Source organism: Halobaculum rubrum (assembly GCF_019880225.1).
Taxonomy (GTDB): Archaea; Halobacteriota; Halobacteria; order Halobacteriales; family Haloferacaceae; genus Halobaculum; species Halobaculum rubrum.
In genome coordinates this window covers 1,571,770-1,589,277 of record NZ_CP082284.1, presented here as the reverse complement: position 1 = coordinate 1,589,277, position 17,508 = coordinate 1,571,770, and the positions used below count along the sequence as shown (strand labels likewise).

Genomic DNA, 17,508 nt, shown 5'->3' with positions numbered 1-17,508 from the left:
GCGGCTCACCGGCGACGGAGATATCCCGCGAGGCCGAACAGGCCGCCGAGCAGCGTAAGCGCGGCCCACCGGCCGCCGGGGACCTCGCGGTCGGCGGCGTCGCGGTAGACGAACCACGCGAGCGCGACGTGGACGACAGTGGTGACGCCGACGAGGCGGGCGAGCCGGCGCGCGTACTTCCGCGTTCGGTTGTCGGTCACGTCGCGGCCCTCAGTCGGCGGGCTCCGGCGGGAGCACGCCGGCGTTGCGGAGGTCCTCGCCGCCGACGGACGTGCGGAAGTCCTCGGGGTTCATGCCGTCGTCGCGGTCGATCCCGAAGTTCTCGGCGTACAGCTCGTCGACGCGCCGGCGCTCCTCGTCGCTGAGGCGGGGCGTGTCGGGCGCGGCGGCCCACTCGTCGATGTCGTCGACCGAGCGGAACGTGGGGATGACGCTCGCGACCTCCTCGTCGTCGAGGAGGTACTGGATCGACGCCTGGCCCATCGTCCGCTCGCCGTTCCGTTCGAGGAACTCGATGGCCTCGACCTTCTCCCAGCCGGTCTCGAACCACGCCTGCGGCCGGTGCGCGCGGTGGTCGCCCTTGCCGAGTTCGGTGTCGGGGGTGACCTGCTTGTTCAGGAGCCCCGAGGAGTGGGGGACGCGCGCGATGAGGCTCGTGTCGGCGCCCTCCTCGCGGACCGTGTCGAGGAAGTGCCGGCCGGGCGTCTGCTCGAGGAGGTTGTAGACGGTCTGGACCGCGTCGAAGTCGAGCTCGACCGCGCGGTCGCCCTCGGCGAGCCAGCCGATCGAGGGGCCGAGCGCCCAGCCGAGCGCGTCGTACAGGCCCTCCTCGCGCATGGCGTACAGCTCCTCCAGCACCTCGTCGGTCACCTCGTCGACGTTCGCGTTGTGGAGGAACAGCACGTCGAGGTACTCCATGTCGAGTCGGTCGAGACTCCGTTCGACCGCGCTCCGGAGGTAGTCGGGCGAGAGGTCCTTGGGGATCTCGCCGTGGCCGGCCTGCGCGTTGTTGTAGAAGTCGTAGCCGACCTTCGTGCCGACGGTGACCTCGTCGCGATACTCGCCGAGCGCCTCCCCGATGAGCTCCTCGGACCGGCCGTGCCCGTACACGTCGCCGGTGTCGAAGAACGTGACGCCCTCGTCCAGCGCGTGCTGGACCATGTCGACGGCGTCCTCGTCCGAGCGGTCGCCCCACCAGTCGGTGCCGACGACCCACGCACCGAAGGCCACCTCGCTCACTTCGACGCCCGAGTCGCCGAGTTCTCGGTACTGCATGCCCCGCGTTTGGCGCCGCCGCCACTTATCCGACCCGGTTGCCGCGTCGCTCGGGCGACGACGACGGGAGCGACCGGGTACCGACTGCGGCGGCGACCGAGTGTCGGTCGCCGGGCGCCCGCGACGCGAACGCTTTTTCGCCGCCGAGTGAATCCCTCGATCCATGCACACGGCCCCGGTTCACGTTGGGGTGCTCGCGGCTGACGAGCACAGCGCGGAGCGTCGGTCCGCGCGCTCGGTCGCCGAGCGGGTCGCCGCGTCCGTCGAGTCGGTGTCGCTGTCGGCCGTCGCCGGCGGCGAGGTCGACCTCGACGCGTTCGATGCGCTGTGGTGGCACCGCGACGCCCCGTTCGACGACTGCGACGCCCCCGTCGCCGACGCCGGCCCCGCGGTCCGCTCGTACCTCGAGTCCGGCGGCGGACTCCTCCTCAGCGCGCGGGCGCTCCCCGCGGTCGTGCCGCTCAGGATCGACTCGATCGCGCCGGACGCGACCGGCGCGACGCACTCGGACGACGTGGCCGGCTACCGCGTTCGGGAGATCCACCGCGACCACCCGCTGTTCGAGGGGTTCGGCGACCCGGACGCCGGCGGCCCGCCACGGATCCCCGTCGTGGGACCGGGCGGCGAGGCGGCGTACGCCCGCTACGACGACCTGCTGCCGGCGAACGGCGACGTGCTCGCCTGTGCGACCCACGGCGGCCACGACATCCACCCCGAAAAGGCGGTGGTCGAGTGGCGCGTCGGTGGTGCTGTCGGCGGGGGCGACATCGAGCGCGACGCCGCGGAGTGCGGTGCGGTGATCGGCCTCGGCGGCACGCTCCGGTTCGACGGCCCGGACGACGGCCACGGGTACGAGCGCGAGCGCCTGCTGCGGAACGCGTTCGCGACGCTCGGGCGCGGGACGCTGCCGGCGTTCACCGGACGGCCGTCGACGGCCGAGGGGTTCGCCGCGCTACGCGAGCGGCTCGCGGACGACCGCCACCGGCCCGCGTACCACCTCTCCCCGCCGGCGAACTGGCTCAACGACCCGAACGGACTGATCAAACACGACGGCGAGTATCACGTCTGCTATCAGTACAACCCCGGCGGACCGTTTCACAACGCAATTCACTGGGGGCACGCCGTCAGCGACGACCTCGTTCACTGGGAGGACCGACCTGTCGCGCTCGCGCCGGACCCCGACGGTCCCGACCGCGACGGCTGCTGGTCCGGCTGCACCGTGATCGACACCGACGGGACTCCCACCCTGCTGTACACAGGCGGGCGCGGCCGTGACCAACTGCCGTGTCTGGCGACGGCCGACGACCCCGGACTCGACTCGTGGGAGAAACACGCCGGCAACCCCGTGATCGAGTCGGCGCCGGAGGGGGAGAACGTGTACGGAACGGCCGACTGGGCCGCCGAGTTCCGCGACCACAACGTCTGGCGCGAGAACGGCGTCTGGTATCACCTGATCGGCTCCGGGGTCGCCGGCGGTCACGAGTCGACCGGCGCGACGGCGGCCGCCGCGGGCGGCGCCGACGGGGTCGGCGACACCGGCGCGGACAGCGAGAAGGACCCTCCCGCCGGGAACGACGACGCCCACGAGGGCGACGGGGCGGCGCTGCTGTACCGCGGCGACACCCTCGACGAGTGGGAGTACGTCGGCGTGTTCCACGCGGGCGAGGGACCCCGCGGCGCGCCCGTCTGGGAGTGCCCCGAGCTCCTGACCTTCGATGACGCCCGCCTGCTGCACGTCTCCGACGACGACCGCGTGGCGTACTACCTCGGCGACGCTGACTTGGGCGGCCCGGACGCGCCCGCCGGGAGTGACGACCCCGCGCCGGAGTTCGACGTGCGCGAGGCCGGCCTGCTCGACCACGGCGACTTCTACGCGCCGCAGTCGCTGTGGGACGAGGAACACGACCGGTACCTCACGTGGGGCTGGCTCCCCGAGACGCGCGACGGGAGCGCCCAGTGGGACGCCGGCTGGTCCGGAACGATGTCGGTCCCGCGGGTGATCGACACCGGCGAGGACGGACTGCTGCGACAGCGCCCCGCGCCGGAGTTGACGGCGGCGCGCGAGGACCACGCGCTGTCGGAGACCCTCACGCTCGATGGGGAGGAACGCCTGCTCGATGTCCGCGGCGCCGCGCTCGAACTCGACTGCACGCTCCGTCTCGGCGACGCCGAGGCGGTCGGCCTGTCGGTGCTGGAGTCGCCCGCGGCGACCGAGCGCACCGTGGTCCGCTACGACGGCGAGACGGTGACCGTCGACCGCGGCGACAGCGGCGGCGACGAGCGCGTGAACCGGGCGCCGCGCGGGATGCCCGTCGGCGACCTGCTCGCTGGCGGCGACGCGGACGGCGCGTCGCCGACGGCGGAGGACGACGCGGAACTGTCGCTGCGGGTCTTCGTCGACGGGTCGACGCTAGAACTGTTCGCGAACGAGCGCCGCTGTCTCACGACCCGGGTGTACCCGACCCGTGCCGACGCCGATCGCGTGTCGGCGTTCGCGGTCGACGGGAGCGCGGCGGTCGAGATCGACGCGTGGACGATGGCCGGCACGTGGCCCACGTCGACCGGGCGGTAGGCGAGACGAGAGCGCGGTTCGACTACGCCGTCGTCACCGCGAGGCACCGTAGCCGTCGCGACCGGCGTCCACGTCGCGTGTGGGCAAGTCGGGGAGGGCTTCTCCGGGGAGCGGGATGTGGCCGTGCGCGAGCTTCCCGAGCACCCGGGTTCGGTCGCCGTCGAGGTCGATCCGGATCGTCGGCGAGAGCGTGCCCCCGAAGCGCTGGAACTGCTCCTCGGGCGGCAGTTCGGCGACCTGATCCAGCGTGCGGCCCTCCAGGTCGTAGTAGTTGAAGAAGGAGGTGACGAGCAGCTCCTCGTCGTGGGGGAACGCGAGCCACGAGTACGTCTGGAACGGCGCGTTCGCGGGGTTCGTGAGCACGAGTCCGGTGTCGTTGAGCGGGCGGTAGTCGCCGTGCAGGGAGTCGGCGACGAAGCCGTACAGCGCGTCGAACCCGTCGATTCCCGGCGCGAACGTGTGCTCGTGGCTGGAAACGAACAGGTAGTAGCGGCCGTCGCGCACGACGACGTGCGGCCGCTCCAGTTCCTGGTTGACGCACGTGGAGTGGAGCACGGGGGCTCGAAGCTCCCACTCGGTCGGATCCCCGGTCGGGGAGTCGGCGATGCCGACCGCACCGTTGAACTCCTGGCCGACCGCGTCGCCGTCGCAGGCGTCGCTGCCCTCCGGGACGGGGACGTTCGCCTCGAACAGCAGGTGGGGCTCGCCGGTCGCGGGGTCCTCGAAGAACCACGGGTCGCGGAACGTGTAGATCATCCCGCGCGACTGTTCCTCGGTCTCGTACCGGACGCCGTCCGGATGCAGGAGGGACTCGTGAGCGAACGTTCCCTCGACGTGCAGGCCTCCGCCCTCGGCAACGAGGGTGCCGCCGGTCGCGAGCGCGAGGTGCTGGGTGTAGCTCAGGTCCGCCTCGCCGGCCTCGCCGGCGGCGGTGTAGTAGCAGTACAGGTCCGACGGCCCCGTTCCATCCGGGTCCCACAGCGCACAGCCGGCCCACTGGCGCGAGCCGAGCGGGTCGCTCCCCTCGAAGACGGGGCCGGCGGACTCCCACGACTCGCCGTCGGCGGAGTAGAAACAGCGGATCGTCGCCACGTCGTGACGCTTCCCGGGGAGCAGGTCCCGCGGCGCGGTGAGCGCGAAGGCGACGCGGTACCCCCCCACGTCGGCGATGGAGCCGTCGCGCTCGCGCAACAGCCAGGTGTCCCACAGATACACTTCGTCGCTGACCGGCTCCGCGGGCGGGTAGATCACCGGCTTCACGGCGTCGTCGACCCGGGCGAGCCCGCCCGCCTGCTCGCGGGTCCACGCCGGCGTCCGGGGCCGGACCGACTCGGCGTCGGCCCCCGTGTCGGCGCCCGCCGTACCGTCGAGATCGCTCATTATCGGTCGCAGGGAAGGCGGACCCTAACCGCTGTCGCTTCCGTGCGCGCGGCGGGTCAGCGGCGACTTCGCATATCCGAACCCCTATGACTCGTCACGGCCAATCGTGGCGGTATGACCAAGCGCCACGTGTCCCTCCCCGCTGAGGCGGACGAGGGCGTGACCGCCTTCATCGAGCAGGTGGACGACCGGCTGTCGTCCGACGAGGACGCCTGTGAGATCGTCCGCGACACGCTCGTGGACCTGTTCGGCGACCGCGACGCCTACGAGCGGTGGCGGGCGGGCGGCGACGTGACGCCCGCCGAGCGCGCCCGGCTGCAGGGGTACGATCCGTGTAACGCGACGCTGGAGTCGGAGTACTACGCCGAGAAGGACGAACAGCGGTACACCCGTTCGAAACATCTCCAGTGGCTGTGGCGGCAGTTCGACGCGACGCCGATGGCCGACAACATCGCGTTCGCGCTCCGCTTCCGACAGATGCTCGCGAACCACCTGTTCGACGACGCCGGCGACGACCTCCGGCTGTTCAAAGGGATCACGTTCACCTACGGCCACAACATCGAGATCGGCGACAACACCGTCGTCCACGACGACGTCCACCTCGACGACCGCGGGAAGCTCACCATCGGCGATCGCGTCTCCATCTCCGACTCCGCACACGTGTACAGCCACGACCACGACGTCGTCGACCAGACGCACGTCGACAACTACCACACGATCGTCGACGACGACGCGCGTGTCACCTACGACTCGATGATCTCGGCGGGCTGCCGCGTGGGGAAGAACGCCGTCGTCGGCGCGAAAGCCACGGTTCAGGGCGACGTTCCCGATCACCACATCGCGGTCGGGTCCCCCGCCCGGAGCGTCCGCGTGAAGCCCGGCTGGGAGTCCGTCGCCGACCCCGTCGAGGACAAGCTGACCAACCGCGCCGACGAGCGGCGAGTCGCGTTCGACCTCCCCGACGACCTCGACGTCTTCGACGAGTTCCAGCGCGACCTCACGCCGCCGGACGGGGTCGACGCCCCCGACGCCGAGTAGCCGGGGCCCGCCTCGGCATCACCCCTCGCCGGCCTCACTCTCCTCCGCAGTCCCGGGCGACGATCACGCCCGTGGGTCCCGATCCGGACCCGGATACTCCCCATCCCCCACTTCCGGATACAGCTTCTCGGCGTCGAACAGCGCCGCGAACGCCCGCGGCTCGCGCACGCTCACCGGGAAGCGGTCGTTGAGCCCCGCGCCCGCCCCGGGTGCGGTGAGCCGGTCGTCGAACGACAGCACGTGCATGGCGCCGCCGCGAAACGCCGACGCGAGCGCCGGATGATCGCCGGGTGGCTGTACGATCGGTTCGCGCCACTCGTCGATCCGCTCGCGCCAGTCGGCCACGAGGGCGGCGTCCGCGAGAGACGCGATCACGGCCTCGGCGTCGTCGAGGAGGGCGTCGCTGGCGACGAGCGTCGTCCACGAGTGCGCGCGCAGTCCGTCCAGCGCCTCGCGGGCGTCGCCGCCGACGAGGAGGTCCGCCGCCAGTACGTCCGCGTCGGCGACGACCCGCGCCGGCGAGGCGTCGGCCGGATCCGGGACGTCGTCGTCCCCGTCGCTAGCGCGGTCATCGGTGTCGTCGCCGTGGAACTCGCGATCGCGTCGATCGGCGAGCGCCGACCGGATCGCCGCCTCGTCGACATCGAACGCCTCCGCTTGCTCGAACAGCGCACCCCACGTCTCCATACCGGACCCGGGGCGCCGCGGGACAAAAAGCAGAGCCGTTCCCACTCAGGTCGCCGCGAGCCGCCGCCGAACCGTATCGACGCCGATGCCGAGGAGGAACGCCGCGCCGACGTTCCACAGGAGGCCGACGCAGCCGACGAGCGCGACCAGCGCGAGCGCACGCCGGCCGTCCACGTCGACCGCACGGCGTCCGAGGTGGACCGCGACGACGACCAGCAGCACGCCGAGGACGGCCATCGGAAACGCCGCGACGACCCCCGCGAACGGGACGGCCGCGAGATACAGACCGCCGAGCACGAGGTTCGCGCCGCCGGTCCGCGCGCCGAAGGCGTGCTTGCCTGCGAGGCCTCCGGAGCCGTGACACATGGGGATCCCGCCCAGCGGGACCGCCGAGAGACACATCGCGCCCATGCTCCCCGAGAGCCGGTCGGCGGACACGTCGGCGTCGAACAGATCCGACAGGAGGAGGCTCGTCGCGACGGCGGCGTTTCCGACGGTCATCGCGAGTTGGCCGGTCGTCGCCGAGAGCGCATCGGCCGTGAGCGCGGGCGCACCGGCCGGGAAGACCGTGAGAGCGGGGAACTCGGCCGGGGGGACGCCGGCGTCGGCGACGGCGAGCGCGAGTCCGACCCCGAGCACCGCGAGGGCGGCGCCCCGCCGGTAGCCCGCCAGCGCGACCACGCCGGCGACGCCGGCGGCAGCGAGCGCGAGCGTCGGGTCCGCGAGGCCGAGGTCGACGCCGGCACGCAGGAGCAGCAGCGCGACCGCGAGTTGGATGCCGCGGATCACCGGATCGCTCACGTACCGCCGGACCCGCGAGAGCGCGCCGGTCGCCGCCGCCAGGAGGAGAACGACGCCCGCGAGCAGGCCGGCGGCGACGTACTCGCCGGCGGAGACGGTGCCCGCCAGCGCCAGCCCCGCCAGCGCCTTCATCGGTTCAACCGACAGCGGGAGACCGTAAACCAGGCCCCAGACGACTTGGAAGACGCCGAAGAACAGTAGGGCGTGCGCCAACGACACGGGCGTCAGCGCCGCCAGACCGACGACTATCGGGAAAACCGTAACCGAATCTCCTAACGCTCCGGTGACCTCGCCGGCGTCGATTTGAATCGAACGTGTCGACGCGAATCGGTCGGAGAACGCCACTGAGTTCCCATTCGTCGGATCGTACTTGACCGTGTTCAGAAACGAGATCCGGTCGATCAGGCGGGGGAGAGAAACTACTTCCAGTTACTCAGTTTCGGCAGTGTACAGCGTCACGCGCTCGGGAGACACAGAGAGCCGGACGCGCTCGCCCGGCGCCGGGGGGTCGTCGGCGACGAACAGCGAGAGGCGGGCGTCGCCGCCGTCGGTGACTGCGCCGACCGGAGGCTCGGGGTCGGAGGAGCCTACATCGGAGGGACCTGTGTCGAGGTCGACGACGACGCGGTGAGCGGCGTCCTCGCGGACCGCGCGCACGACCTCGCCGGGGAGGTCGCCGTCGGCGGCGGCGGCGTCCGCGAGCGCGACGTGTTCCGGTCGGACGGCCGCCGTCACGGCGTCGGCCGGCAGGTCGACGGCGCCGCGAAGGGCGTCGGCGGCGACGACGTTCGACCCGGTGAACGCCGCGACCATCGGGGAGGCGGGACGCTCGAACACGTCCTCCGGCGTCCCGGTCTGGACGATCCGACCGTCGCGCATCACGGCGATCCGATCGGCGACTGCGCGAGCGGTCGTCCGGTTGTGGGTGACGTACACCGCCGTCACGTCGTCGAGGACCGCGGCGAGGTCGTCACGCAGCGTCTGTCGCGTCGGCACGTCGAGGGCCGCGAGCGGTTCGTCCAGCAGCATCACGTCCGGGTGGACCGCGAGCGAGCGCGCCAGCGCGACGCGCTGTTTCTCCCCGCCCGACAGCGTCGGCGGGGAGCGGTCGGCGAGGTCGGCGACCCCCAGCTCGGCGAGGAGCGCGTCCGGGTCGCCGTGGTCGTCGCGATAGCGAGTACCGTACGCGGCGTTCTCGGCGACGGTGAGGTGCGGGAACAGCGCGTAGTCCTGGAAGACGAAGCCGAAGCCGCGGTCCTCCGGGTCCCGGTCGTGGATCGCCTCGCCGTCGAGCGAGATCGTTCCCTCGTGCTCGTGAAAGCCCGCAATCGTCTCCAGTAGGAGGGTCTTCCCGCTCCCGCTGGGGCCGAGCACGACGAGGCTCTCGCCGCGCTCGACCTCGACGGCGGCGTCGACGACGAACGCGTCGGCGCCGTCCGCGGTGAACGTGGCGGCGATGTCGGCCGACAGCGCCATCAGACGACACCCCCGGTGGTCGTGGTGTCGCCGGTCAGATATCGCACGATGAGGAAGACGACCGCCGACACCGCCAGCAGGAGGAACGCGACCGCGCCGCTCTCCTCCAGTCCGCCCTGAAGGTACGTGTTGTACACGAACACGGGGGCGTGCTGGGCGCGGACGGACCCCCCCGCCGGGAGGTAGAAGAACTCGACGGTGTAGGCGACGACCGCGACCGCCCCGAACTCGGAGACGGCCCGCGCCCACGCGAGCACGCCGCCGGTAACCATCCCGCGGACCGCGAGCGGCGCGGTGACGCGCCGAAACGTCTGGAACCGGGAGGCGCCGTGTATCCGCGAGGCGTACTCCAATCGGTCGTCGATCGACTCGAACGCCTCGCGGGCGGCGTTGACCGCGTACGGCGCCGAGACGAACGCCATCGCCAGCACCATGCCCGTCATCGTGCCGAGCACCGACACCGACGGGAAGGCGCCGCCCTCGCCGAAGCCGAACAGGATGACGATCCCCGCGACCGAGTGCGGGACGACCAGCGGGAGGTCGACGAGGCTCTCGACGACCGCCTGCCCGGGGAAGCCGTCCGCGAGCAGGCGCGCGAGCGGGACGCCGAACAGGAGGCTCACGCTCGCCGCCAGCAGCGGGCCGTACACGCCCAAGTACAGCACGCGGTGGACGTCCGGGTCAAGCGCCTTCTCGGCGATCAGTCCCGGTTGCTGGCGGGCGACGAACAGCGCCAGCGGGAGTCCGAGCGCGACGAGCAGGACGCTCCCGAGCGTTGCGGCGCCGACGACGAACGCGCTCCCGTCGAGCGCGTACGCGACGACTGCGACGCTGCCGACGACGAAGTACGCGTACAACGTCGGGCTCCCCGACACGTACGCGGCCGCGAACGCCGTCAGTTGCACGGCCGCGAACGCGACGACCACCGGCGCGCGGCCGAGGCGTTTCGGCCGGGGTCCGGTCTCAGTACCCGACGCCATTACAGAGGCTCTCGGTGGGAGTCATTGAACTATCTTCCGTCGACGCCCGCGTTACAGCTCCAGCGGACCGAGCGTCTCCTGGGCGCTCGCGACCGACATGACGTTCTCCGGAACGGCGTCCTCGCTGGCGGCGGGGACGACGATCGGGTCGACGGGGACGAGTCCCAGCTCTTCGAGGACAGCCCGTCCGGGGTCGGTCGCGAAGTACTCGACCCACTTCGCGCCCGCGTTCGGGGATTCGGCGACGTTCGGTACCGTGATCCCGTAGGCGATGGGCGCGCCGGTGAACGTCCCCGAATCGGTCTCCACCTCCGCCTTCGCGTAGTGCTCGGCGTACGCGCCCGTCGCCCGCGAGAGGTCGACCTCCGGCTGGAGGTCGACGTACGGCAGCCCCGAACTCGCGGAGATCGACTGGTAGTAGAACACGTAATCCAGTTCCCCGGACTTCAGTTGGCCCTCCAGGTTCGTCTCGGTGCCCGTCGGGACGACCGAGTTCTCGCGCAGCTGCCGGTAGGTGGCGTCGTCGTACAGCCGCTGGCCCTCGAACGCCTCGGCGCCGAGCTGCTGGGTCATCACCGCGCGGTAGCCCCCGGGGTCGACCGCCGGATCGGAGTGGCCGATGGTGATCCCGTCGCGCGTCAGGATCTCCCACCAGTTGTCCTGCGATATCTCGTCGGCGCCGGGGGAGTCCTCGCGGTACTGGATCGACATCGAGTTCGTCGTGAAGATGGCGTACCAGTCGCCGAACTCGGGGAGCACGCGATCGCGGATGAGCCGGAAGTCGGAGACGCCGAGCACGTCGGCCGAGCGACCCTGCTGGGTGATCTTCTGGGCGGAGGCGACCGACCCCTGCGCCTCGCGGGTCACGTCGACGCCGTACTCCTCCTCGAACAATGGCTCGGCCTCCGAGAACGGCGGCGCAAGCGAGCCCGCGTGGAAGATCGTCATGGAGTCCTCCAACCCCATCCCCGAGGACCCGATCGTGGCGTCGTCGCCCTCGGTGTCCATGCCGTCCGAGGCGAACGTGCCGGTCGACCCCCCGGAGCCATCGCCGTTAGCGCCGGCCAGACAGCCCGCGAGGCCGAGCGACGCCGCGGTCGAACCCGCCGCCGTCAGGAACGATCGCCTGCCCGTCGGCCCGTTCCGACCGCCGCGTTGTTTCGGCATAGATACAACGATCGGCAGAGGCCACAAATAGTTGTTGGTACCAGTTACTTCGAGGGGCCCAACCGGTACTGCGGACCCGGTTTCGGTTTCGTAGTGCGCCGCCAGCGTGGTTCGCGAGCGCGCCGCCGCGCGCAACGGTTTTCAGCCGGGTCGCCGAAGCCACCGGCGATGCGAGCGAACGACGGGAGCGATGGGGACGGGGCCGCCGGCGACGGCGGCGCGGCGGAGTTCGACGCGAGCCTCGTCGCCGACGACGCGACGTTCGACGGGCGCGACGCCGCGCTGTTGCGGGCGATCGCTGCCACGGGGTCCGTCAGCGGGGCCGCGGCGGATCTGGGTCGCTCCCGAGCGCGGGCGCTCTCGCGGCTGGAGACGCTGGAGGACGCCTTCGGCGCCCTCGTCGCGCGGCGCCGTGGCGGCGCCGACGGCGGGGGGAGCAGGTTGACGCCGGGGGCGCGGGCGCTGCTCGCGCGGTTCGACCGCCTCACCGCTGCCCTCGCGGGAACGGCCGGTGCCGCCGAGTCCGTATTCGAGGGAATCATCGCGGAGCGGGACGGCGAACTCGCGGTCGTCGACACCGACGCCGGGTCGCTGCGGGCGCTCGCGGTCGGCGACCCGGACCCGGTTGCGGGGGACCGCCTGCAGGTGAGCGTCCGCGCCGACGCCGTGACGCTGCACGACCCCGACGAGACGCCTTCGGCGGACGCGACGAGCGCGAGAAACCGGTTCCCGGGGGTCGCCAGCGCGGTCGACCGCGGGGACGCCGTCGTCGAGGTCCGGGTCGACGTTGGCGCCGAGGATCCCCTCGCGGCGCTGGTGACGGTGGACAGCGCCGACCGGCTCGGCCTGCGCGAGGGCGGCGAGGTGGTCGCGTCGTTCAAGGCGACGGCGACGCGGGCGACCCGCGCGGACGCCGCCGTCGACGCGGACGGGCGGGAACCGTAGCGGGGTCGAAACGACTCTCAGAGGTCGGCGCGCAGTTCCTCGAACTCGCCGAGACGGTCGTCGAGCGCCGCCCGCGCGTCCTCGTCGACCGGACGGTGGGGCGAGCGGGCGTGCCCCGCCGGCGCCCCCCGCTGGCGCATCGCGTACTTCAGCCCTGGGATACCGTACTCGGCGGTGATCGCGTGGTTGAGGTCGACGCATGCGGCGGTGAGTTCGCGCGCGCGCTCGGTGTCGCCGGCCTCGTGGGCCTCGTAGATCGCGGTCGTCGCCTCCGGCGCGATGTTGGCGAGCGCGAGCACGCCGCCGGTTCCGCCGGCCGCGAGCGCCTGCCCGAGCACGCCCCCGGAGCCGACCATGAGCTCGAAGTCCGCGTCCGCGGTGCGCTCGCGGATCCGCTGGAACGTCGCGACGTCGCCCGAGGAGTCCTTCATGCCCGCGACGTTCGAATGGGAGGCGAGCCGGCCGACCGTCTCCGGTTCCAGGCTCGCGTCGGTGAACACGGGGACCGAGTAGAGGTACACCGGGGCCGGCGACTCGTCGGCGACCTCGCGGTAGTACGTCTCCAGCGTCCCCTGATCGTGGCCGTAGTAGAACGGCGTCACGACGAGCGCGGCGTCGGCGCCGGCGGCGGCGGCGGACTCGGTCGCCGCCAGCGTCTCCCGCTTTCCGGGGCTACCCGTGCCGGCCAGCACCGGGACCGAGGCCTCGTCGGCGACGACCTCGATCGTGCGGGCGCGCTCCGCGGCGGTCATGAGTTCGGCCTCGCTGTTCGACCCACACGGGACGAGGAAGTCGACCCCGCGGGCTTCGACCCAGCCGACGAGCTCGCGCAGGGCAGTCTCGTCGAGATCTCCGTCGGCGTCGAACGGCGTGACCAGCGGCGGTCCGGTTCCGTGCATACGGGGTGGCTCGACAGCCCGCGTCAAGAGCGTTCCCGTCGATCGGGGCACGGGTGCGATCGACGAGCACGGCGGATCCGCCGAAATCGAGTCGAACGGGCGTCTGACGGACCCGTTTCCGTCTGACGTGGCTTTATACGGAGGGAGTCGGACCCGGCGAACGGGCGCGAGACCGTCCGTCGGTCCTCGATCGCCGAGCGCGACTCGGATCGCGACGGTGTGTCCGATTCGAGCGCCTCACACGCTCGCCCCGTATCCGCGTCGCAGGCGCGTGGACCCCCGACTCCCGCCTGCCAGGGCCTCGCCCTGCCTCTTTCCCCACGTTGGGTCCGCCGGTCGCCGAGCCGGCGTCCACGGTCGCTTCGGGAGCGGCGGCCGCGTCGCAGGTCACGCTCCGAGCAGCGCCGCGCGTACGTCGACGACGCGCTCCGTCTCGGCGAGCACGGCGAGTCGGTCGCCGGCCTCGACGGTGGTTCCCGGCAACGGGATCGTGAGCGGTTCTCTGGCGCGGCCGTGAGCGTACACCCGTCCACCGTCGACGGAGAGGTCGTTGACGTGCCCACCGATCACTGGGGAGTCGTCCTCGACCGCGATGGTCACGAGTTGAAGCTGCTCGGTGAGGTCGCTGATGGCGTTGAAGTTGCCGCCGAGCATGGCAGTCTTCGCGCCCGCGGCGCCGAGGCGCTCCGGGTAGACGATCTCGTCGACGGCACGCTCGAACTCGTCGTAGATCTCCTCGTGGAAGTCATCGGAGACGCGCATCACCGTCCGACAGTCGCTCAGCTCCGTCGCCTCCATACAGATCTCGAAGTTCAGTTTCGGATCGCCGGTGATCGCGCCGAGCCCGTCGGCGTCTGCGACGCCGGCCTCGGTGAGCACCGCCGGATTCGAGCCGTCCCCCTCGACGACCCGGAGCTCGCGGGCCCGCGCGCGCTCGACTTTGGTCTGATCGTTGTCGACGACGGTCACGTCGTGTCCCTCCTCGTCGAGCACCCGCGCGGTGCGGGCGCCGACCCGGCCGTAGCCCACGATGAGAATGTCCATGTCGTGGTATGCTACGTCATGCCACATAGCGCTGTCGCCGACGCGGACCCGGGACGCTGCTCGTCCGTGGCTCCCACCGCGCTAGCACGGGACACAGCCTGCTTTTGCGTCTCCGCCGCCTGCGTGTGGCTATGATGGCGACGACCCACGTCCTCGCGGGCGTGCTCGTCGGGCTCGGGACGCTGGCGCTCGTGCCGGAGGCCGGGCCGGTCGTTCTCGCGGGAGCGCTGGGCGGGCTCGCGCCCGACCTCGATTTGGCGGGCGCCCACCGGAAGGATCTACATTTTCCGGGGTACGGCAGCATCGCCGCCGTGCTCGCGGTCGTCGCCGCCGCGGTCGCCCCGTCGCCGGCGACGCTGTCGCTCGCGGCCTTCCTCGTCGCGGCCGCGGTCCACGCCGTCTCGGACGTCCTCGGGGGAGACCTCACGCTTCGCCCGTGGGAGGCGACGGGAGACCGGGCGGTGTACGAGCACCTCCGCGGGCGGTGGCATCCCCCGCGCCGGTTGATCCGCTACGACGGCGCCCCGGAGGATCTCCTCGTCGGGATCGCGCTCGCGCTTCCGTCGCTGGCGATGCTTGACGGGGTGTCCCAGTCGACGGTGGCCGCCCTCGTGATCGTCTCCGCCGGATACACGCTCGTGCGCCGGTCGCTCGTCGACGCCGGCGAGCGCCTCGTCGCGGCCGCGCCCGCCGCCGTGCTCGCGGCGATTCCGGAGACGGTCATCGAGGACCTGCGGTAGGCCGACGGCTTTTGTTCGGTCGGCATCGAGGGGCGGGCATGGAGAAGGTATCCCTCGCGGACGGCTTCGGCTCCGTCGAGGAGCCGTGGTCGCCGCACCTCGCCGCCGAGTTGAACGGACAGGCGCTGAAGCTCGCCCGCCTCGACGGCGAGTTCGTGTGGCACAGCCACCCCGACGCCGACGAGTTGTTCTGGGTGATCGAGGGCGGCCCGCTGGCCATCGAGTTCCGCGACGCCCCGACGGAGACGCTGTCGGCCGGCGAGCTGCTCGTCGTCCCCGCGGGCGTCGAGCACCGGCCCGTCGCGCACGAGGAGGCCGAGGTGGCGCTGTTCGAGCCGTCCGGCACCGAGAACACCGGCGACGCCGGGGATACGGGCGACGACCGAACGAACGCCGTGACGGAACTGGAATCGGGCGTGAGCCGAGGCCGGATCGGCGTGGGGGGAGGAGTCAGTGTCGAGTGCGAAGACAGCATCGAGGGGAAAGACGGCATCGAAAGCGACGACCCCCGGACGACCCGGTAACACCGATGTCAGCGATCGGCTAAGTGGCCGGCGACCGTACCACTGGTATGGCAACAGACGACCGCGACACCGAGGTACCTGCGGACCAGTCGGACATTCCGGTGACGGCCGAGCGCCCCGACGACAGCGTGCTGCGGACGACCGGAACTGACCACATCACGCTCATCGGGAGCAACGAGGAGGAGACGGTGAGGTTCTACCGCGACGTGCTCGGAATGCCGCTGGTGATGCGCCAGCCGAACCTCGACGCGCCGGAGGTGACGCATCTGTTCTTCGACAGCGGCGACGGACGCATCATCACGTTCTTCGTCGAGGAGGACCGCGAGAACGCCCCCGGCCAGCGCCCCGGCGTCGGCGCGGTCCACCACCTCGCGTTCTCGATCGAGGCGGCGGAACTGCCCGAGATCAAGGCGGCCCTCTCGGAACACGGCCACCGCTACAGCGAGTTCGACCGCGGCGCGTTCCACTCGCTGTACACCCGCGACCACAACGGCCTCACCATCGAGCTCGTCGTCGACAAGTACGAACTGCCCGAGGACCGCCGCGGCGAGGTGATGGCGCTCGCGCAGTCGAAGCGCGTCGCCGCCGGCGCGAGCTACGTCGACGACGAACACATGGAGGCCGCCATCGAGGAGCTCGGAATCGACGTGGTGAAAAACGAGGTCCCCGACGCCGCGACGGGAACCGGGATCGAGAGGTAGCGACCTCTCGACGCTCCGGCCCGGAGATCCGCCGCGGGATCACCACACCCGCCTCCTCGCCCCAGCCGACGCGGGTCGACCGGCTTGATCGACCCGCCACCGCCGGCGCGACTCGCCGCGGATCGCCGTCCCGTCCGCGACCGCAGCCGAGTCGGCCCCGTTGACGAACGACGTACCAGCCGTGGGTATCGCGATCGATTTCATACAGCGCAAATCCGGTCAAATCAGTATCACGTTGGACAGAATATTTATAGAATTGGTGGAGGTGGTACCGCCAGGGCACGTCGGCGGGTCGCCGTCGGTCGGTCCACCACACATGCCCCACGAATCGAACCGCGCGTCGGACGAGTACGGTACGACCGGGCGAACGAGTCGGATAGTCGAGCTGCTAACGACGCAGGGGGAGCGCGCCGGGAACGCGCTCGTGTACAGTTCCGCGTATCTGGCGGCGATCGCGATGGCCGAGGTCGCGATCGCCATGGTGTTGCTGTCGCTGCCGCCGAACCCGGCGCCCGTGGTCGTCGGGCTCGTGACGTTCGCGGTGTACACGAACGACCGGCTCGCCGACGTGGACACGGACGCCGTTTCCGATCCCGATCGGTCGGCGTTCGTCCGGCGGCACCGCGGCGCACTGTACGTGTTCGCGTCGGCGGCGTACGGCCTCGCGGTCGCGATCTCCGTGCTCGGCGGTCCGGTCGCGCTGGCCGTGACGCTGCTTCCCGGGGCGTTCTGGGTGGCGTACGCCGCCGACTGGGTTCCGAGCGTCGCCCCGACGCTCCGCCGGTTGAAGCAGGTGCTCGTCGTCAACTCCCTCGTCGTCGCGCTCGCGTGGGCGACGACGCTGACCGCGCTCCCGGTCGCGTTCACCGACGCGGCGGTTACCCCGGCGACGGCGGTCGTGTTCGCGTACTTCCTGCTTCGGTCGTTCGTGGACACCGAGATCCCGAACGTCGGCGACGTCGAGGCCGACCGCGCGATCGACGTGGCGACGCTGCCGGTCGCGTTCGGCGTCCCGGCGACGCGGCGGGCGCTGTACGGCGTCGACCTGCTCACCGTCGGACTCGTCGCTGGGGCGGTCTCCGGCGGCGCGCTGCGGGTCGAATTCGCGGTCGCGCTCGGCGTCGGACTGGCGTACTCGCTGGTCGTCACGGGGCTGCTCGGTCGCGTTGACGACGACGCGCTCGCGCTGGCATCGGAGTGTGAGTACCTCGTCGTCGCGACCGCGCTGATCGGGTCGCTGCTGCTGGTGTGAGCGGGGCCTCGCCCGATCTGTCGGATC

Annotated in this window: 16 protein-coding genes and 1 pseudogene; 7 read left to right on the top strand and 10 right to left on the bottom strand. The window is 71.6% G+C overall.

All coding sequences use genetic code 11. The features are described from left to right. Window positions 1-5 precede the first annotated feature (5 nt). Window positions 6-200, bottom strand: a complete 195-nt coding sequence (locus K6T25_RS08290; RefSeq protein WP_222913115.1) for a hypothetical protein — start codon at window positions 198-200, stop codon at window positions 6-8. Between the two features lie 10 nt (window positions 201-210). After that, the gene (locus K6T25_RS08285; RefSeq protein ID WP_222913113.1) at window positions 211-1,275 is read right to left on the bottom strand and encodes an aldo/keto reductase; all 1,065 of its coding nucleotides are present in this window, start codon (window positions 1,273-1,275) and stop codon (window positions 211-213) included. A gap of 163 nt (window positions 1,276-1,438) precedes the next feature. On the opposite strand from K6T25_RS08285, the gene K6T25_RS08280 reads away from it, so the two are divergent. Continuing rightward, the gene (locus K6T25_RS08280; RefSeq protein ID WP_222913111.1) at window positions 1,439-3,847 is read left to right on the top strand and encodes a GH32 C-terminal domain-containing protein; all 2,409 of its coding nucleotides are present in this window, start codon (window positions 1,439-1,441) and stop codon (window positions 3,845-3,847) included. Between the two features lie 33 nt (window positions 3,848-3,880). Here K6T25_RS08280 and K6T25_RS08275 read toward each other — a convergent pair whose 3' ends face one another. Beyond that, complete coding sequence (locus tag K6T25_RS08275; RefSeq protein WP_222913109.1) at window positions 3,881-5,227, bottom strand: glycoside hydrolase family 68 protein; 1,347 nt, start codon at window positions 5,225-5,227, stop codon at window positions 3,881-3,883. A 114-nt stretch (window positions 5,228-5,341) separates the two neighbouring features. On the opposite strand from K6T25_RS08275, the gene K6T25_RS08270 reads away from it, so the two are divergent. Then, window positions 5,342-6,265 carry an acyltransferase gene (locus K6T25_RS08270; RefSeq protein ID WP_222913107.1) on the top strand — a complete coding sequence of 308 codons (924 nt, stop codon included), beginning with the start codon at window positions 5,342-5,344 and terminating at the stop codon, window positions 6,263-6,265. A 63-nt stretch (window positions 6,266-6,328) separates the two neighbouring features. Here the strand turns inward: K6T25_RS08270 and K6T25_RS08265 are convergent, their stop codons facing one another. The 5 genes from K6T25_RS08265 to K6T25_RS08245 form a co-directional block, all read right to left on the bottom strand. Then, window positions 6,329-6,952 (bottom strand): DUF7384 family protein, encoded by a 624-nt coding sequence (locus tag K6T25_RS08265; RefSeq protein WP_222913106.1) that lies wholly within the window; start codon window positions 6,950-6,952, stop codon window positions 6,329-6,331. Between the two features lie 45 nt (window positions 6,953-6,997). Beyond that, on the bottom strand, window positions 6,998-8,098 hold the full coding sequence (locus K6T25_RS08260; protein WP_222913104.1) for a putative sulfate/molybdate transporter: 1,101 nt from the start codon (window positions 8,096-8,098) through the stop codon (window positions 6,998-7,000). A gap of 84 nt (window positions 8,099-8,182) precedes the next feature. After that, complete coding sequence (locus K6T25_RS08255; RefSeq protein WP_222913102.1) at window positions 8,183-9,229, bottom strand: ABC transporter ATP-binding protein; 1,047 nt, start codon at window positions 9,227-9,229, stop codon at window positions 8,183-8,185. Beyond that, on the bottom strand, window positions 9,229-10,209 hold the full coding sequence (locus K6T25_RS08250) for an ABC transporter permease (protein WP_222913100.1): 981 nt from the start codon (window positions 10,207-10,209) through the stop codon (window positions 9,229-9,231). The genes K6T25_RS08255 and K6T25_RS08250 overlap by 1 nt, the downstream gene beginning before the upstream one ends. A gap of 51 nt (window positions 10,210-10,260) precedes the next feature. After that, on the bottom strand, window positions 10,261-11,376 hold the full coding sequence (locus K6T25_RS08245; RefSeq protein WP_222913099.1) for a substrate-binding domain-containing protein: 1,116 nt from the start codon (window positions 11,374-11,376) through the stop codon (window positions 10,261-10,263). Between the two features lie 168 nt (window positions 11,377-11,544). Here K6T25_RS08245 and K6T25_RS08240 point away from each other — a divergent pair, with 168 nt between their 5' ends. Further along, a complete protein-coding gene (locus tag K6T25_RS08240; protein WP_222913097.1) occupies window positions 11,545-12,321 on the top strand; it encodes a TOBE domain-containing protein in 777 nt (258 codons plus the stop codon). A gap of 17 nt (window positions 12,322-12,338) precedes the next feature. Here K6T25_RS08240 and K6T25_RS08235 read toward each other — a convergent pair whose 3' ends face one another. Both K6T25_RS08235 and K6T25_RS08230 read right to left on the bottom strand, forming a co-directional pair. Then, window positions 12,339-13,220 carry a dihydrodipicolinate synthase family protein gene (locus K6T25_RS08235; protein WP_222913095.1) on the bottom strand — a complete coding sequence of 294 codons (882 nt, stop codon included), beginning with the start codon at window positions 13,218-13,220 and terminating at the stop codon, window positions 12,339-12,341. A 387-nt stretch (window positions 13,221-13,607) separates the two neighbouring features. Further along, on the bottom strand, window positions 13,608-14,264 hold the full coding sequence (locus tag K6T25_RS08230; RefSeq protein WP_222913093.1) for a potassium channel family protein: 657 nt from the start codon (window positions 14,262-14,264) through the stop codon (window positions 13,608-13,610). Window positions 14,265-14,395: 131 nt separating this feature from the next. Here K6T25_RS08230 and K6T25_RS08225 point away from each other — a divergent pair, with 131 nt between their 5' ends. From K6T25_RS08225 to K6T25_RS08210, 4 genes and pseudogenes are all read left to right on the top strand, one after another. Then, on the top strand, window positions 14,396-15,004 hold the full coding sequence (locus K6T25_RS08225) for a metal-dependent hydrolase (RefSeq protein WP_321170886.1): 609 nt from the start codon (window positions 14,396-14,398) through the stop codon (window positions 15,002-15,004). 38 nt (window positions 15,005-15,042) lie between these two features. Further along, a pseudogene (locus K6T25_RS08220) lies at window positions 15,043-15,414 on the top strand (cupin domain-containing protein); the annotation flags it as partial. 161 nt (window positions 15,415-15,575) lie between these two features. Further along, on the top strand, window positions 15,576-16,229 hold the full coding sequence (locus K6T25_RS08215) for a VOC family protein (protein ID WP_222913089.1): 654 nt from the start codon (window positions 15,576-15,578) through the stop codon (window positions 16,227-16,229). A 316-nt stretch (window positions 16,230-16,545) separates the two neighbouring features. Then, window positions 16,546-17,481 (top strand): UbiA family prenyltransferase, encoded by a 936-nt coding sequence (locus K6T25_RS08210; RefSeq protein ID WP_222913088.1) that lies wholly within the window; start codon window positions 16,546-16,548, stop codon window positions 17,479-17,481. The last annotated feature ends 27 nt before the right edge of the window (window positions 17,482-17,508 follow it).

Coding starts and splice junctions, on each gene's coding strand:
- K6T25_RS08285 (WP_222913113.1), bottom strand. CDS start 1,275: ATGCAGTACCGAGAACTCGGCGACTCGGGCGTCGAAGTGAGCGAGGTG.
- K6T25_RS08280 (WP_222913111.1), top strand. CDS start 1,439: ATGCACACGGCCCCGGTTCACGTTGGGGTGCTCGCGGCTGACGAGCAC.
- K6T25_RS08275 (WP_222913109.1), bottom strand. CDS start 5,227: ATGAGCGATCTCGACGGTACGGCGGGCGCCGACACGGGGGCCGACGCC.
- K6T25_RS08270 (WP_222913107.1), top strand. CDS start 5,342: ATGACCAAGCGCCACGTGTCCCTCCCCGCTGAGGCGGACGAGGGCGTG.
- K6T25_RS08265 (WP_222913106.1), bottom strand. CDS start 6,952: ATGGAGACGTGGGGTGCGCTGTTCGAGCAAGCGGAGGCGTTCGATGTC.
- K6T25_RS08255 (WP_222913102.1), bottom strand. CDS start 9,229: ATGGCGCTGTCGGCCGACATCGCCGCCACGTTCACCGCGGACGGCGCC.
- K6T25_RS08250 (WP_222913100.1), bottom strand. CDS start 10,209: ATGGCGTCGGGTACTGAGACCGGACCCCGGCCGAAACGCCTCGGCCGC.
- K6T25_RS08245 (WP_222913099.1), bottom strand. CDS start 11,376: ATGCCGAAACAACGCGGCGGTCGGAACGGGCCGACGGGCAGGCGATCG.
- K6T25_RS08240 (WP_222913097.1), top strand. CDS start 11,545: ATGCGAGCGAACGACGGGAGCGATGGGGACGGGGCCGCCGGCGACGGC.
- K6T25_RS08235 (WP_222913095.1), bottom strand. CDS start 13,220: ATGCACGGAACCGGACCGCCGCTGGTCACGCCGTTCGACGCCGACGGA.
- K6T25_RS08230 (WP_222913093.1), bottom strand. CDS start 14,264: ATGGACATTCTCATCGTGGGCTACGGCCGGGTCGGCGCCCGCACCGCG.
- K6T25_RS08225 (WP_321170886.1), top strand. CDS start 14,396: ATGATGGCGACGACCCACGTCCTCGCGGGCGTGCTCGTCGGGCTCGGG.
- K6T25_RS08215 (WP_222913089.1), top strand. CDS start 15,576: ATGGCAACAGACGACCGCGACACCGAGGTACCTGCGGACCAGTCGGAC.
- K6T25_RS08210 (WP_222913088.1), top strand. CDS start 16,546: ATGCCCCACGAATCGAACCGCGCGTCGGACGAGTACGGTACGACCGGG.